Source organism: Ignavibacteriota bacterium (assembly GCA_019637995.1).
Lineage (GTDB): Bacteria > Bacteroidota > Ignavibacteria > Kapaibacteriales > UBA2268 > JANJTB01.
Genome location: JAHBUQ010000001.1, coordinates 496,783 through 512,597 on the forward strand (window position 1 = coordinate 496,783; position 15,815 = coordinate 512,597).

Below are 15,815 nucleotides of genomic sequence, written 5' to 3' on the forward strand. Positions count from 1 at the left end.
TAATCTGAATTTGTTAGTAAATAAACATTAGTTTAACAATTAAATGAAAAGAAGTAATTATAATATAAAATTTATTAATGCTGATAATAATTATATCAAATTGTCATTGGTTCTGATTTTATCATTGATATTTTTTAATTTATCATTCTCAGATGATGAAACTAAGCAATATCGTCCAATCGGAAAACCACTTTTAAGATATAATGATTTTCTTGAGCGACGCTTTGATACTTCAAATGTTGATAGAAGTTTCAGAATTAGAGCTAATGAACAACTTCAGTCAATGCAAAATTTTACCAAAGAATATTTCGATATTCTTCAATCCTCACAACCTGATTGGAAAAATATCGGACCTTTTGATATTGGCGGTAGAGTCCGAACAATTGCAGTCCATCCGACAAACCCGAATATTTTATATATCGGTGCAGCTGCCGGTGGAATTTGGAAAAGTACAAATGGTGCTATAAGCTGGATGCCCATGTTCGATTTTGAAGATGCAACTTCTTTTGGTTCGATTTCAATTGATCCCAACAATCCTGAAATATTGTATGCTGCAACCGGAGAAATGATTATTGGCGGTGGCATACCATACCTGGGAGATGGTATTTATAAAACTACCGACTCCGGCAATTCTTGGTTTCAAATTGGGCTCACTGAGGTAGCTGCATTCTCGAAATTATATGTCCACCCTTTGAACTCAAGTATAATTTATGCAGCAGGTGTCGTCAGAAATGGTGGAGTTTACCGTTCTTCGGATGCAGGATTATCCTGGGAAAAATTATGCGATGGAAATATCACTGATTTAAGTATAAACCCTAATGATATTAATGAAATATTTGCCGGAGTCAATGCTGTGGGGCTGATGTATTCAAGTGACGGTGGAGTAAACTGGTTAGAGCGCTCTCAAGGTCTGACTCAGCTTGGCGGTCGGGTATCAGTACAGGCATTTTCAAAAAATACATCAATACTTTATGCCCTGATTGAGAGAGCGGACAGCCGAGGCGCAGTATTTAAGTCAACAAATAAAGGTAAAAGCTGGACTATGGTGTTAAATGGAAATCAGTCATTTTTTAATTCACAAGGTTATTATAATAATTATATTTCTATTCATCCTGATAATCCCGATATTGTTCTTGCAGGAGGAATTGAATTATGGAGAACAAGAAATGGAGGTGCAAGTTGGGATGTAATGAATAATCGTACAAGCCCTTCTACAATGCATGTTGACCAACATCACGCAGTTTATGCACCTTCAAACAATAATATTGTTTATGTTGCAAATGACGGCGGAATTTATAAATCCACAAATACCGGTCAGAATTGGTTGGATATGAACAAGGGATTGATGATTACACAATTTTATGCATTTACTGTAAACCAAAGACAAGTCAATCAGAATTTCGGTGGCACACAAGACCATGGTACAGTTGGTAATCCGGGAAATAATTGGAAAATGGTAGTTGGTGGAGATGGTTTCGATTGCTTTTTTCATCCTTCTGATCAAAATATTTTATTTGGGGAGATTTATTATGGCGATGTATTCAGGTATAACATTCGCAATGATAATTTCACTTTTTTAAGAAACGGGCTTCCTTCTGATGATATTGGCGCATGGCATTCTCCGTTTGTTCTTGATGAAAGGACTCATAATATATATTTAGGTAGAAATGCTATTTATGTTTCATATAATTACGGAGATTATTTTTATCAATTTTCACCAAAATATAATCATCAGTTCACTGCTATAGGAGTAAACAAATTAAACAGCAGAATTATGTATGCAGGAAATAGGGTAGGCAATATAATCAGAACCACAGATGCAGGAATCAGTTGGGAAACTTTGAATACATCTAATCTTCCCGGCAAATACATAACTGAAATAACTACATCATCATTTAATGAAAATATTGTTTATGTTTCATATTCCGGGTATGGGCATCGTCATATATTTAAGTCGGAGGATTATGGTAATTCATGGAGACCTATAGATTTAATGTTACCGGATGTACCGGTTAATTCTATTCTTCTTCATCCGGAAAATGAATCAATTATATTTGCAGGTACAGATGTGGGAGTATTTATGTCCGGAGATGGAGGTGAAAACTGGATGCCTTACGGAAGTAATCTGCCTCGCACACCCATTCTGGACTTGAAATTCCATAACAATAGAGTATTACTTCCTAAACTTACTTTGAGAGCTGCTACTTACGGAAGGTCAATTTGGGAGATTGAAGTTCCGGATCAACTAATACCTGAATCTGAGATAGTTTCTCCTTCAGGAATAGAAAACTATATTGGTGGCTCAAGTGCAGATTTATCATGGTTCGGATTTGAATATCCTGTAAGAGTTGAATTTACTTATGACGCGAGCGAAAACTGGATTTTAGTTGCTGATTCAGTATTTACTAATCATATTAAGTATAAACTGCCTGATATTAATACTTTTTCAGCTAGATTCAAAGTCACTTCATTAAAAAATGGAGTAAGTAAAATATCAAGAACTTTTTCAATAAAACCAAAATATCCGGGAGCAATTTTATTTCAAAATTCACTTGGGTACAATAGTTATGGACTTGTTTGTGATACCAAAAATAGAATTTTAGTAGTTGACTATCGCAACGGTATTGTGTATTTTTATGACAATAAAACATTTGAATTACTAAAAAAAATAAGCTCTCCTGTGCCAGGTTTCTATACCGATATAACTCTGAATTCGACTGATGATAGAATATTTCTTCACAAAATGTCTGACGAAAGCGGAAGCGATGCTGAAATAATTATAATTGATACTCTTGGAAATTTGATTTCGAGAATTCAAAGTCCGGCAGTTTATCCTATGGGCTTAGCTTTTGATAATAATAAATTATACATAAGTGAGCGTGACGGTCAAAAAAGAATCTTCGAGATGAATTTAAATAATGATTTCGAGATAAAATACTTATTGCAAAATCCTGTTACAGCAGATTTTGGTCCGAGGTGCTTCACTTACTCAGGAGGCACAATTCATCAGGTTTCTACCTTTTTTAATAATACGAACTTAACTAAAAGCGAAATAAGTATATTCTCGCCATATAATCAGGTTTATGAGAGCATTCCACTCGTAGAATCCACAGGGGTTATGAATGCAAGAGGAATTGACATTGATAAAGAAGACGGCAACTACTGGGTGAGTACATTTACAGGGAGCATTTATAAAATTGCATCTGGAAATGAGTTAAGTTCGATTTCTCATGAATTTCAAAATAATATTAAAGTATTTCCAAATCCAACAGGTGAATTTCTGAAAATTAATTTTGAAAGTTCTAACAATATATTAAATCAAAATATTACAATTTATAATTTACACGGAATTGAAATTCAAAATATTACGAATATAAATTCATCAAATTTAAAAATTGATGTATCAAAATACTCACAAGGTGTTTATTTTATTAAAATTGGAAATGCTGTTAGAAAATTTGTTAAAATCTGATCAAGCATAATTAACGTTAAAATCAAAATAATATCAATAGAAGTAAGTCATATTACAATTAAAATAATTAAATAAATTGAAAAGTTAGAAATGGAAAAAGTACAACTTATAGTTTTAGGATTATCGGCATCACCTGCAAGTAACAATGCGTATGCTTTGATTTTAAAGGAAGTTGACGGTGACCGCCGTCTTCCGATTATTATTGGTGCATTCGAAGCACAAGCAATAGCACTCGAAATGGAAGGAGTAGTACCTCCCAGACCAATGACTCACGATCTTCTGAGAAATTTTATTGACAGTTTTGGTGCAACACTCAGTGAAATTGATATTAATGACATGGTTGACGGTACTTTTTATGCAAAATTGATATTTGACACACATGGGATTGAACTCGATGCCAGACCAAGTGATGCAATAGCACTTGCAGTAAGGTGCAATGCTCCCATATATGTATCGAGCGACATATTGGATCAAACCGGCTTGATACCTCAGGGTGAAGACCCGCAAACAGGAGAACAATTTGCTGAGGATGAAGATATGAAGTTTTTGAGACAGGAATCCAAAACCGGAACAGGAATGAAGCCTAAAAATAAATTAGAAAATATTCAATTAGAACTTGAAAAAGCAATTAAAGATGAGAATTACGAAAAAGCGGCATCACTTCGTGATGAATTAAAAAAACTCACAGATAATCAATAATTATCTTAAGAATACTGAATAATGACATTAAAAAGAAATTTCAAATTAGCTTTAAAGAAGACTTTTCCTCGACCGGTTTATAAATATCTTGAGAGAAAGAATAAATATCTCGGGGAAAGAAATAAAATATTAAATTTTCTTGAGGTAGATGTGCTTTTCGACGTTGGAGCAAATGTTGGCTTGTACGGCCATTCTGTAAGGCATCATGGATTTCGTGGTAAAATATTATCCTTCGAGCCGCAAAAAAATGCTTTTGATAAACTTAAGGATTTATCAAGTGGTGATGGCTTGTGGTCTGTGTTTAATTATGGTCTTGGTAGTGAAAACAGCAGTGCTAAAATAAATATCTCTGCCAACTCCGTAAGCTCTTCAATTCTTAAAAGCGGCAGCAACCTTCAGGATATTTGTCCGGATGCTGACTACATTGGAACCGAAACAATTGAAATCAAACGACTTGATGAAGTTGCGGCAGAAATTTGCAAGCCTGAAGATAATTTTTTTGTCAAAGTTGATACCCAGGGATTCGAACTTCAGGTGGTTCAAGGTGCCGGAAAAGTGCTTGATCAGATAGTCGGATTTCAGCTCGAAATGTCGCTTATTGAGCTATATCAGGGGGAGAAAACAATTTTGGAAATTATTAACTATATGGATGAAATCGGATATCGTATTGCTACAATCGAACCAGGATGGAACGACCCCAAAACCGGCTTTGCTATGCAACTGGATGGTATTTTTGTAAAGAAATAATGAATTATTTAAAAAATATTTTGCCCAATAATTAAAAAAGAATTATATTTGTATTCTTTTTTGGTTGCAATAATAAAAAAGTAACGCCGGGGTAGCTCAGTCGGTTAGAGCAATGGAATCATAATCCATGTGTCGGGGGTTCAAATCCCTCTCCCGGTACACAAATTAACGAAAGGCTGTGAAATCAATCGCAGCCCTTTTTTTATAGTATTCATCTTTTATTTTCATGAATTTTTACTCACACACGCCCTGAAGCAATTTCAAGCATTATAAAGCATATTTAAGCTCTTCTTCTAGACAATTTGGACACACCTTTTTTACTAATTTTTTAATCTTAATTAACAATTTATTATAAAAAGTAACGTTTTAATATTTTTGTATTAAAAATAGTTTGAAAATTAAGGAAATAAAATGGCTAATCATCAATGTGATGTTGTTGTTATAGGCTCGGGACCCGGTGGTTATGTTGCGGCTATCCGTGCATCTCAGTTAGGATTGAAAGCAATTTGTGTGGAGCGTGCAGAAATTGGCGGAGTTTGTTTAAATATCGGATGTATTCCGACAAAAGCATTACTCAAAAGTGCTGAGTATGCTCATTTTATGGGACATGCAAATGAGTTTGGATTCTCTTTTGATAATTTAAAGGTTAATTATCCCGATGTAATAGGGCGCTCACGTAAAGTTGCAGGGCAAATGTCTAAAGGTGTAACATCATTATTCAAAAAATACAAAGTTGAAACAGTTGTCGGATGGGGAAAAGTCAAGAAAGATAAAACAGTCGAAGTAACTGATAAAGATGGAAAAGTTACTGATACAATCACTGCTAAAAATATTATTATCGCTACAGGTGCTCGCCCCCGTATTTTTCCGGGAATAGAAGTTGACCACAAGAAAATTATTACAAGTACAGAGGCATTATTAGGCACAACCTTGCCCAAATCTATTATTGTAATGGGTGCAGGTGCTATCGGTGTTGAATTTGCATATTTTTTCAATGCTTTCGGAGCACAGGTAACAATCGTAGAGTATATGGACAGAATCCTCCCAATCGAAGATGTGGAAGTTTCTAAAGAATTAGAGCGTCATTTCCGAAAATCAAAGATTGAAATTAAAACCAAATCTATGGTTAAATCTGCAAAAGCTGTTAAAGATGGAGTAGAGGTAACTATCGAAACCAATGGCAAAACAGAAGTACTAAAAGCTGATATGGCATTAAATGCAATTGGAATTCAGGCAAATATTGAAAATATCGGTTTGGAAGACTTAGGCATTAAAATGGAAAAAGGATTCATCAAAATTGATGAGTTTTGCCGTACAAATGTCGAGGGTATATACTCAATCGGTGATGTTGCCGGTGCTCCATGGCTTGCTCATAAAGCATCTGCTGAAGCTGTTGTTTGTGCAGAATTTATTGCCGGACATCATCCTAAAGGAATTAATTATAATACAATTCCGGGCTGTACATATTGCAATCCGCAGGTTGCGAGTGTCGGTATGACAGAAGAGAAAGCAAAAGCTGCCGGTCACGAAGTAAAAGTCGGCAAATTCCCATTCCTTGCAAGTGGAAAAGCCCACGGTATCGGCGAAGCTAAGGGTTTTGTCAAATTAGTATTTGATGCAAAATTTGGTGAAGTTTTGGGTGCCCACATGATTGGTCCTGATGTAACCGAAATGATTGCAGAGATGGGCTTGGCAATAAACCTTGAGGCAACTGCTGAAACCATATTCAAAACTATTCATGCTCACCCGACATTGAGTGAAGCAGTTATGGAAGCTGCAGCACAAGCCTATGGCGAAGCAGTGAATATTTAAAAAAATTTCTAATATTTTCAAAGCCCGATACAAATAAGTGTTGGGCTTTTTTTGTAAATCAGGAAATTTTTATTTAAATTACACAAATTATGAAAACAATTTTGTAAATACTTTTAAATAATATTTTTTGGTACAATGAATGTACTGCATTTTAAGGAGTTGATTATGAAAAAATTCTTTTTCCTTATTTTATTAATGGGGTGCACAGTCTCCCAAGAGATATACAATGTATCAAAAGTTGAAAATCAATACATATATGAAAAATCAATAAAAATATTTTCTGGTGAAGAAATTTACATTGATGCCGAAGTTGTTGATAACAAGATAATTAGTTATAAACGTGTGGATAATAAAAAACACTCACCAAATACAATAGGTTTATCACTTTTTAGTAACAATTCAAGTAATAAGAAAACATCTAATATGTATGTAACTAACCAATTTGAAAAAAGGTTAACTTACAAAGCCAAGTATAAACAGACTTCTCAGAATAAATATAATAATGCAAGAGTTCATCCTGTTATGCCCAAAGCTTTTTCAGGAACATTATTTCAATTTGAAGTAGAAAGTATTATTTTTTATGACTTTGAAATTGAAATTGAAAAAACCGAATGATTCCTTTTGATTGAATCATATTCATAAAACCTTCGGAAGGTTATTTATGCTATATCTTCACAAATTTCTCAACTTGAGTGCCTAATCTGATGAAATAAACACCAACCGGCAACCTCTCTACATTCAATAAATGGGTAGAAGTCATAGGAGGAATTAATTCTGATATTTTTTCTAACCCCAACAAATCAAAGACTTGCACCTTATCTTCAGCAATGGGCTGAATACTATTCTTGCTTAAATTGATTAAGATGTAATCATTTGCAGGATTTGGCAAAATAGAAAATCTGAAATTTAATTCATTAACTCCTGTTACTATTCCTTTTGGGATTACAGTTAGTTTTATTGTGTCTGTAATTGTAACATTGCAAATTATTGAATCATTAGTTATGCTATATCTTGAAACAGCATAATAATAACCGGCATCTTCATAATTAACCTTTTTGATATGATTATATAACTTACCTATCTGGGGAATCCCTACATCAATTAACTTAGGTGTATTTAATATTGAAGTAAAGAAATACAATTCTACTTCAATATTTTTATCAAAATCATTATCGAAGGTTATTTGAAAAACAGTATCTTGGCTATCAAATATTAATGTTTTATCATTTGGTTGGATTTTTATATTTGGTATATCTGCAATTTTGAGATAAAAACAGCAAAATTCGTCATAGTTCAACAAGCCAATGCCATCTTTCGATCTATGAACCCGATACCTTAAATCAAAGTATGAAACAGATGCGTTGTTCCTCCATTCATCCAAAAATTTTAAGTCAGTCAATTCTAATCTGTCTTTTGTCGCAGTATAGTACAAACTTTCATGGGGAGTTTCAAAATTAAAATGGCTGTCTTTATTGCTCTCCCAGACTATTTTCAACTCATTCAATGGGATTTTAGGTTGGTAGTCTAAAAATATTGAAATTGGTTCATTCAAGCATAATTTATGAAATTGATTAAATGGGTCACATAATGATTGAGCCATCAAACTGATTGTATCAGAGTATGCAATACCACAATCATTGTATGCAATGACGTAGTAACTTGATGAGTCTTTTTTGTTTGGGATGAATTTATTGTTAAACAAACATTCAAGATAAGAAATATTGCCCAAACTAAATACAGAGGAGTCTGAATGTCTTGAAGCAATTAGTTGACCGTTTTTAAAAATTTCAAAATAAATTGGTTTTGCATTTGACTTATAAAAAATATTAATCCATATTGAATTTTCAACTTTGCCACTAAAGTATTCAGGAGTATGTACGTCAATTAACGTATCCATTCTTAAACAAACAAAAACAGGTTCATTGCCTACTTTTATGAATACTTCATTTGAAAATTCAGAGAATTTTGTTCCTTTGATTGTTACTTTTAATTTATACTTACCGGTGTCGCTATAGTAAATTGGTTCAAATTTGAGTTCATCGGAAAAAATACCTTTAAAATTTTCTTTTTCTTGAATCGGTTTTCCATCTTTATACCATTGATATTCAAGGTTGTAGTTATTTGGATTAGATATAAAAGATTTTAATGACTCATAGTTTCCTTCGCAAGCTTCAAATCCGGAAATTGAAATAGCTAATAAATTGATTTCTTTAATTACATTTACTGTTTTTGTTTCTTCTTTATTGCATTTGCCCTCAATTTCAGCAAAATACAATCCATTTTTTTGTAGATTATTAGTATTTATACTTAAAATATTGCTATTTACTCCATCATAAATATCATTATTATGCAATTTAGTATTTATACCATTATCTACTCTAAACCATTGAATTTTAACATATTCTCCATTTCTAACTGCATCTACAATTCCCAAACCACTAACATGTGCATCAAATTCAAGTGTTACGGTTTCATTTTCTAAACCTACTTTAACATCTTCAGGTTCTTTTGTTATTGAAGTAGGTAATAAAGCATAAATAGTTGCCGGGTCAGTGAGAATTGTGTCATTCACGCCATTAGTTATTTGACAATAGTATGTTCCCGACTGATTGTGCTTCAAGGAGGGTAATTCTAATATAGGGGAAATTTCATCATTTAAAATTTTTGAATCTTTAAACCATTGAAAAGATATAGTATTACCAGATTTAGAATATGCAGAAACCGAAATTAATACAGAATTTCCAACACATTCTCTGATTGATTTTGTATGATTTAAAATGATTATATCATTAGCCGATAATTGAATATTCATGAGAATAAGAATCTTTATTAATAAGGCTTTTTTCATATATCTAACACTATTTTTAAATAACTTATATAATTTTGATAATTGAATATATGTATGACTCAATAAAAGACATTTTATTAATATATTATAATTTCGATGACTCCTCTATAACAAATATCTCAACAATTGTAAATTATCCTTTTTTACAGTTGATACCCGTGAAATATATGGTTTTATTTATTCTCCAAAGCGAAAAGAATTTGCATTTCAAATCCATCCGCAGGAGTGTGTTTCAAGAAGATTGGTTTAAAGTCAGAAGTATTAAATTCTACCAATAATTATATTGTTCTGATTATTCTCGTAATTTCATTGCTATAATCAGCAATTTTCCTCAATTCTTATAAAGTGTTATACCGTAATTTTTAACATGCTCAATGAATCCACTTTTATCGTGTGTCTTAATCAATAAAACAGTTTCAATCCTTGAATCTATTGTTGATGCTATTTGAAAAATATTTGATGCTGTTTCAAAATATTAATCCTCGATTGAATTGAATATTACTGCTAAATCTATATCTGAATCCACAGTATTTGAACCTTTTGCATAAGAACCATACAAAAGAATTTCCTGTGGCGATTATTCTTTTGTAATATTTGTTACAACTTTTTGCTTCATTTTATTAAATTCTGAATCCATGATTGTAACTCTAAGGTAAGAAACCATTAAAAAACATTCAGCCCTTTGAATGTAAGATAAATCGTATTATAAGAAAAATCAACATAGTTATTGTAAGATGAATAGCTGTAATTATATCCTAAACTTAAATGATTAGTTATAAAATTCGCAAAACCACCTGATACCTTGTTGCTAAGATATTTCATAAGTCCGTCTAAGGATATACCATATCCGTAATTATCTGTAAAATTGTCCTGATAATATGTAACGCTTTTACTTTGCCCGATTGCAATATGAAAAGTTTCGAATATCGTTGCATAAAGTCCGTAATTTACTACGACAGGATGATTTGGATTAAGCATTAACAGGTTTTCTACAGGTCTGGAATGAGAAAACGGTGCGACGTAATTAAAAATGCCTATTGAATCATAATCCACTGAATAGTCTCTAAGTTCAGCGGAGAAATTAAGAGTGAATATTTTAATTTTCACATCTGAAAAATCTCTTATGTATTTTGCACTGATATCATATCCGAAACTTGCAGTTCTGGGCAACGGCTCAACTTCCTCTCCAAAGGAAGAAATTTCATTACCAATATTGTTTAGGGACAGTCCTAAATTCAAATCAAGAATAAAATTGTCTGTACTGGTAAAAATTGAAGAATTTAAAATTGGAATTTGACAAATTGCACCAATATCAAAAGCGGAAGCATTATAATTAAACGAAGTTGTGCTTGTTATTTCCTTAAATTTTGTACTTATACTTTTATAGCTCAAACCCAATCCAAATCGGACACCATAATCCAAAAAGGCACCAACCGATAATACATTGGCACTTTCATAAGAACAAAATCTCCCGAGAACTTTACCGTCCGAACTTGTTAGAGTAAATTCTCCCAAATCTACACCATTACCTGAGTAGCCAAGTCCTATTGATAGTGGCAAAGATTTTCCGTCCGGATTGAAATTGTAACCGATATTCAAAGTATATGAAGCATAATCAAAAATACTATAACTATTCACATTCGAGGGCATAATCCCGATATTGATATTACTTTTTTCAATATCTGAAGCAACATGAGCCGGATTAACAAGGAATGAGAAAGTTGGGTCAATATTTGCAGCTACTCCGGCATTACCCATAGCATTTATTCGGGCTGAAGGAGGGAAGTTGAGAAACGGAGCACCATATTGAGAATAAGAAATGTTAGGAATGAAGACTACAAATGCTATTAAAGCAATTGTGAATTTCAGGAGATTTTTGCTGCAAATCATAAAACCCTCATAAATTATTACAATATTTTCTAATTTTAAACCAAATAACGAATATCAGTTAACTTTATATTAGACTGCTCAAAAAATGAAATAATAATAATTATAATAACATTACATACTCACATATTTTCCACTTGTATCGCCAATCAGAATAAATTACACGCCTGCGGGCAGATGCGAAACGTCAATTCCATATCTGGACATGTCTCAATTAAGAGTTCTCTTTACAATAAGGCTGCCAGATAAGACAGCCCTATTTGAATTTAAAATTGCATTATTATCTCAAAATTGATACTTTGGCAGAATACGCTTTTGAATCTGTAAATACAGTAATGAAATAAATTCCTGTTGATGCTTGTTTGAGGTTAATATTAAGATTATTATCCTTTACATCATTCATTCTAAGAATTTCATTACCTAATGCATCGCGGATAATTACTGAATTGATTATCTCGGAATTATTGAGTATAATATTAAAATTACCATTTGTAGGATTTGGAAATACTCTCAAATCAGAGTCTAATGTCAAGTCGGATACACTTGTGCCGTCTTTGGCAACAAAGCTCAAAGGGTCTGAGAAAGGACCTGAGCCTGAACTTGAATTAGCCCTGACTTTCCAGTAGTAAGTCTTGCCATCAGTCAGCAAGCCGCTTGGAACAGTGAAGTTAACGTCTTCCCATTTCGTTTCATTTACAATCAAACCATGGTCAAAACCTATTCTCTCTGCTAATTGAATATTATAACTGGTGGCACCCGGAACGACATTCCATGTGAGTGTAGGAGTGAGATTAGTTTCTATACCATCAGAAGGTCCTGTGAGAGTTGGTGCCGGAAGTGGTATGCCTGTATTGAATTTCCAGCTTGGAGTATAAGTACTTTCTCCACCTGCATTTACTGATTTTACTCTCCACCAGTAATCAGTTTCATTATTTAGTCTTGCAACCGGAATAACATCGAAGGTATCAGTAAGATTTGATTTTGTGTATCTCACAGCAAACCCTTCGAAAGTGTCATCTCTCGAAACCTGTAAAGAATATGTTTCAGCACCGGGTACGGATGTCCAGAATAGGGTAGGAGTAGTAGTGTTTGTTACGGCATTATTTGCAGGACCTGCAAGATACGGTCTGTCTGGTGTAGGTGAGGTAGTAGTGAATGAAAATACCTGCGACCATGGTGATTTGCCTGCGTCGTTTGATGATGCAACTCTCCAGTAATAAGTTGACTCGTAATCAAGTTCGTTTGGTACATAACCATTAGTTGATAATCCTTCCTTGTTGATTACTATCTTTGTAAAGGCTGCGTCTTCAGCTGCCTGGAGGTGATACCTGCTCGTATTTTGAGTTAAAGACCATTTGAAAGCATTACTTAATCTTACTCCAGTAGCTAAATTTGCAGGTACTTCCAGAGTAGGTGCCGTTGGTGGCTGTGTATGATTGATATTGGTAAGCTTGAACCAATAAGAATAATCTCTTGGAGATCCGTTTACTGAAACATTTTTGATTGAAACGTTATATCTTACATTATCAACCAAACCATCTGCTTTCCAGCTTAGGTTGTTTGGATAACTTCCCCATCCTTCATTATCATTTTTAACTGAATGGACATTAACAGTATTTCCATTTTCGTCAGTCATTGTTACTGAAGTATTTGCATAAGTAACATTCTGGTTTGCCCATAAATTTGATGGATTACTAATAGCATTAAATGATAAATAGAAAGATTTATTTACATAACTTGGAGGATAATATTCATAAGGATAAGCAATGTAATCAAGCTCTCCACCGTTATGATTGCCGTTAGTGAAATCCTGATAAAGAAACAGTGATGATGAGAAGAATCCACCAGAAACAGGAGTCCCGTCAGCTCTGCCGAAAGAAAACTTAGTCAAAAATGGATTAAGTATGGCACGTCGGTGACCAACCATATATTCACGCTCTTTATCAGCATTGTGATCATCAATAAGCCAACCTATTATTGAATTAATTGGAGTTGAAGCACCACCGCCGTATTCAATATTTGATTTCATACGTGCTTCGCCACCACCCGGCGTGTAGCATGGTGTTGATGGATTATCAATATGCCCCCCCTGACCGCTTGCCACCATATTGAGGCAACCTTCCATTGACATCTGCTGACCTGCCATTTCATAAGAAACCGGTTTTAGTTTATGAAGACTACGAATATGATTGACTTTATCAAGAACTTCTTCGATGACACTTTGTTTAAGAATTCCGGGAGTGCAGGAACTTACATTTGGAATTGCATCATAATACTGGTTGAACTGAACTTCTTCCGAAGTTTCCTTTGAAAGTAAACTAATTTGTAAGGCTGTGAATAGCCCAATAATTGCTATAAACTTTTTCATTTTAAAATTAAGAATTATTAATAAAATACATTATTACAAAAATAAGAAAAAAAAGTGATATATCATAATATTTCAGAAGTTTATTTTTAATATTTCCATTCTTGTTATATTTATTGGCATCAAACTATAGCTTGTACAGTTTATATTAAGGTCAACAGATTGGCTGGACTTGTTATAAACAGGACTTGCTGTAGAATGATATACTATAATTGGTAATACCATATTTGTTAGAGCTAAAACCGGCAAATTGAAATTATAAGCACCCAAACCAGTTCCTATCCATATTCCGGTACCTATAATACCACTAAGCAAAGTCAAACCGTAACTTCCATTGCCTCCAAAAGCTTTTCCGGCAATCCAAATACCCGTAGGTGAGCCAATTGCAACACCTCCTAAAAACCCTAATACTATTCCTAAAAGTCCTTGTTCACCTGAATAATAATCCATACCAAATCCCCTGTCCAACACAGCGATTATTCCCAGGGAAGCAAGAGTACCAAATGCAGTGCCGATGACAGAACCAAATACCTGACCAACCATAGTTAAGCCGTCAAAAGGTTTCCATTTCAATATTCCACGTGTCGAACCAATTTTTATATTGGCTGAGTCTAATTTATAAGACGGATTATTCAGTGCAATCGAAGTAGCTGGAGAAAAATATAAAATTACATCACCATCAGTCACCTCAGCTCCCAATTCCGTAAATACCGTATTTTGAACAGGTAAATCAGATTTGCTGAACTCAATACTATTTGTTTCTGAGATTAAATTCAGATTTGAAATCAAAAATAATACGAGAATAACATAAGATGTTTTCATTTAAATAAATCCTTTTATTCACTGACAATAAAAATAGGTTCAACGATAGTAAGCCTTTTTGATAGCATGTTAAGTTTCTCAATTGTTACTTCGCTAAGTTCCCGATCTTTGGAGATCAGCACCAGTCCGGTATCACTTTCAATGTTTTCGGCAGTTACCATACCGGGAACTAAATTACAAATGTTGACAGTAGTCTTTTTAATTTTACTTTCAGCAACAATTACATCTACCATTTTGCTGAGTATTTCCGGGTCGTAAGCACTTTTATTTATAAGTAATTGATTATACGCATAGTCAGAGTTGCCTGATTTTTTACTATTTAGTGTATAATCTTTGACAATTTTAATTATTCTGGAAATTATTGGAATATCATTCTTGTAGAACTCCTGATTCAGCCCCTTCTTATAAGTGTACTCGTAATTTTGATATTTTATAGCATTAGCAATTTCCTCGAGTCTTGGAATATTTTTCAGTATATCTGCTGAAAGTTGAGGAATTCTATTAAGTTCATCATTATTATGGGAGTCTGATTTAGAAACCGTATATGAATCATTCTCAATTTTATCAGCACCAGGAATCAAAATTGCACCTATTTCAGACAACAAAGCAGCAATTTCGACTTCCCACGGATTTATCCCTTTTAAAAATTTAGAGAGTCTTTTGGCAGTAATTCTGAATTGATTGGATAATGCAAATATCTCGGGTTTAGTTATACTTATGAGGTCAATCAGAATTTTGATACTTCCTTTCAATGTCTTGTCAAGCAATTCTTTCTCGGCTGTAACAAGTCGGTATTGCTCATCAGCAGAGTTAATTACTTCAATCAAGTTATCCATGGATATAGGCTTAGTAAGGAATCTGAATACTTTTCCATCGTTGACAGATTTAATTGCAACATTAACATCGGCGTAACCTGTAATTATTAGTCTCGATGAATCAGGGCTTATTTCCTTTACTTGAGTAAGCAGATTAATTCCATTCATGCCAGGCATATTGAAATCACTTAGAATAACAGAAAATGGTCCTTCATCTTCAATGATTCTAATTGCTTCATCACCAGAACCGGCAATTGAAACATTGTATAATTTAAATAAATTCCTTTGATAAGCCAATAAGACATCCGGTTCATCATCAACTAACAGTATTTTGCTTCGTTTTTTCAT

The 15,815-nt window shown here is 33.5% G+C and carries 11 protein-coding genes and 1 tRNA gene; 6 read left to right on the plus strand and 6 right to left on the minus strand.

What is annotated here, in order from left to right; genetic code table 11:
* The first annotated feature begins 43 nt into the window (after positions 1-43).
* From KF896_01970 to KF896_01995, 6 genes are all read left to right on the plus strand, one after another.
* Complete coding sequence (locus KF896_01970) at positions 44-3,472, plus strand: T9SS type A sorting domain-containing protein (protein ID MBX3042459.1); 3,429 nt, start codon at positions 44-46, stop codon at positions 3,470-3,472.
* A gap of 90 nt (positions 3,473-3,562) precedes the next feature.
* Positions 3,563-4,171 (plus strand): bifunctional nuclease family protein, encoded by a 609-nt coding sequence (locus tag KF896_01975; GenBank protein MBX3042460.1) that lies wholly within the window; start codon positions 3,563-3,565, stop codon positions 4,169-4,171.
* Between the two features lie 21 nt (positions 4,172-4,192).
* Positions 4,193-4,918 carry an FkbM family methyltransferase gene (locus KF896_01980; GenBank protein MBX3042461.1) on the plus strand — a complete coding sequence of 242 codons (726 nt, stop codon included), beginning with the start codon at positions 4,193-4,195 and terminating at the stop codon, positions 4,916-4,918.
* Between the two features lie 85 nt (positions 4,919-5,003).
* Positions 5,004-5,077, plus strand: a tRNA-Met gene (locus tag KF896_01985).
* Between the two features lie 252 nt (positions 5,078-5,329).
* Positions 5,330-6,730 carry a dihydrolipoyl dehydrogenase gene (lpdA, locus tag KF896_01990; GenBank protein MBX3042462.1) on the plus strand — a complete coding sequence of 467 codons (1,401 nt, stop codon included), beginning with the start codon at positions 5,330-5,332 and terminating at the stop codon, positions 6,728-6,730.
* A gap of 165 nt (positions 6,731-6,895) precedes the next feature.
* Complete coding sequence (locus KF896_01995) at positions 6,896-7,345, plus strand: hypothetical protein (GenBank protein ID MBX3042463.1); 450 nt, start codon at positions 6,896-6,898, stop codon at positions 7,343-7,345.
* 49 nt (positions 7,346-7,394) lie between these two features.
* Here KF896_01995 and KF896_02000 read toward each other — a convergent pair whose 3' ends face one another.
* The 6 genes from KF896_02000 to KF896_02025 form a co-directional block, all read right to left on the minus strand.
* Entirely contained in the window at positions 7,395-9,578 is a 2,184-nt protein-coding gene (locus KF896_02000; protein ID MBX3042464.1) for a T9SS type A sorting domain-containing protein, read from the minus strand.
* Between the two features lie 475 nt (positions 9,579-10,053).
* Complete coding sequence (locus KF896_02005; GenBank protein ID MBX3042465.1) at positions 10,054-10,143, minus strand: nucleotidyltransferase domain-containing protein; 90 nt, start codon at positions 10,141-10,143, stop codon at positions 10,054-10,056.
* Positions 10,144-10,241: 98 nt separating this feature from the next.
* Positions 10,242-11,468 (minus strand): hypothetical protein, encoded by a 1,227-nt coding sequence (locus KF896_02010; GenBank protein MBX3042466.1) that lies wholly within the window; start codon positions 11,466-11,468, stop codon positions 10,242-10,244.
* Positions 11,469-11,745: 277 nt separating this feature from the next.
* Entirely contained in the window at positions 11,746-13,833 is a 2,088-nt protein-coding gene (locus KF896_02015) for a T9SS type A sorting domain-containing protein (GenBank protein ID MBX3042467.1), read from the minus strand.
* Between the two features lie 72 nt (positions 13,834-13,905).
* Positions 13,906-14,652 (minus strand): hypothetical protein, encoded by a 747-nt coding sequence (locus KF896_02020; GenBank protein MBX3042468.1) that lies wholly within the window; start codon positions 14,650-14,652, stop codon positions 13,906-13,908.
* Between the two features lie 14 nt (positions 14,653-14,666).
* Positions 14,667-15,815, minus strand: a complete 1,149-nt coding sequence (locus KF896_02025) for a response regulator (protein ID MBX3042469.1) — start codon at positions 15,813-15,815, stop codon at positions 14,667-14,669.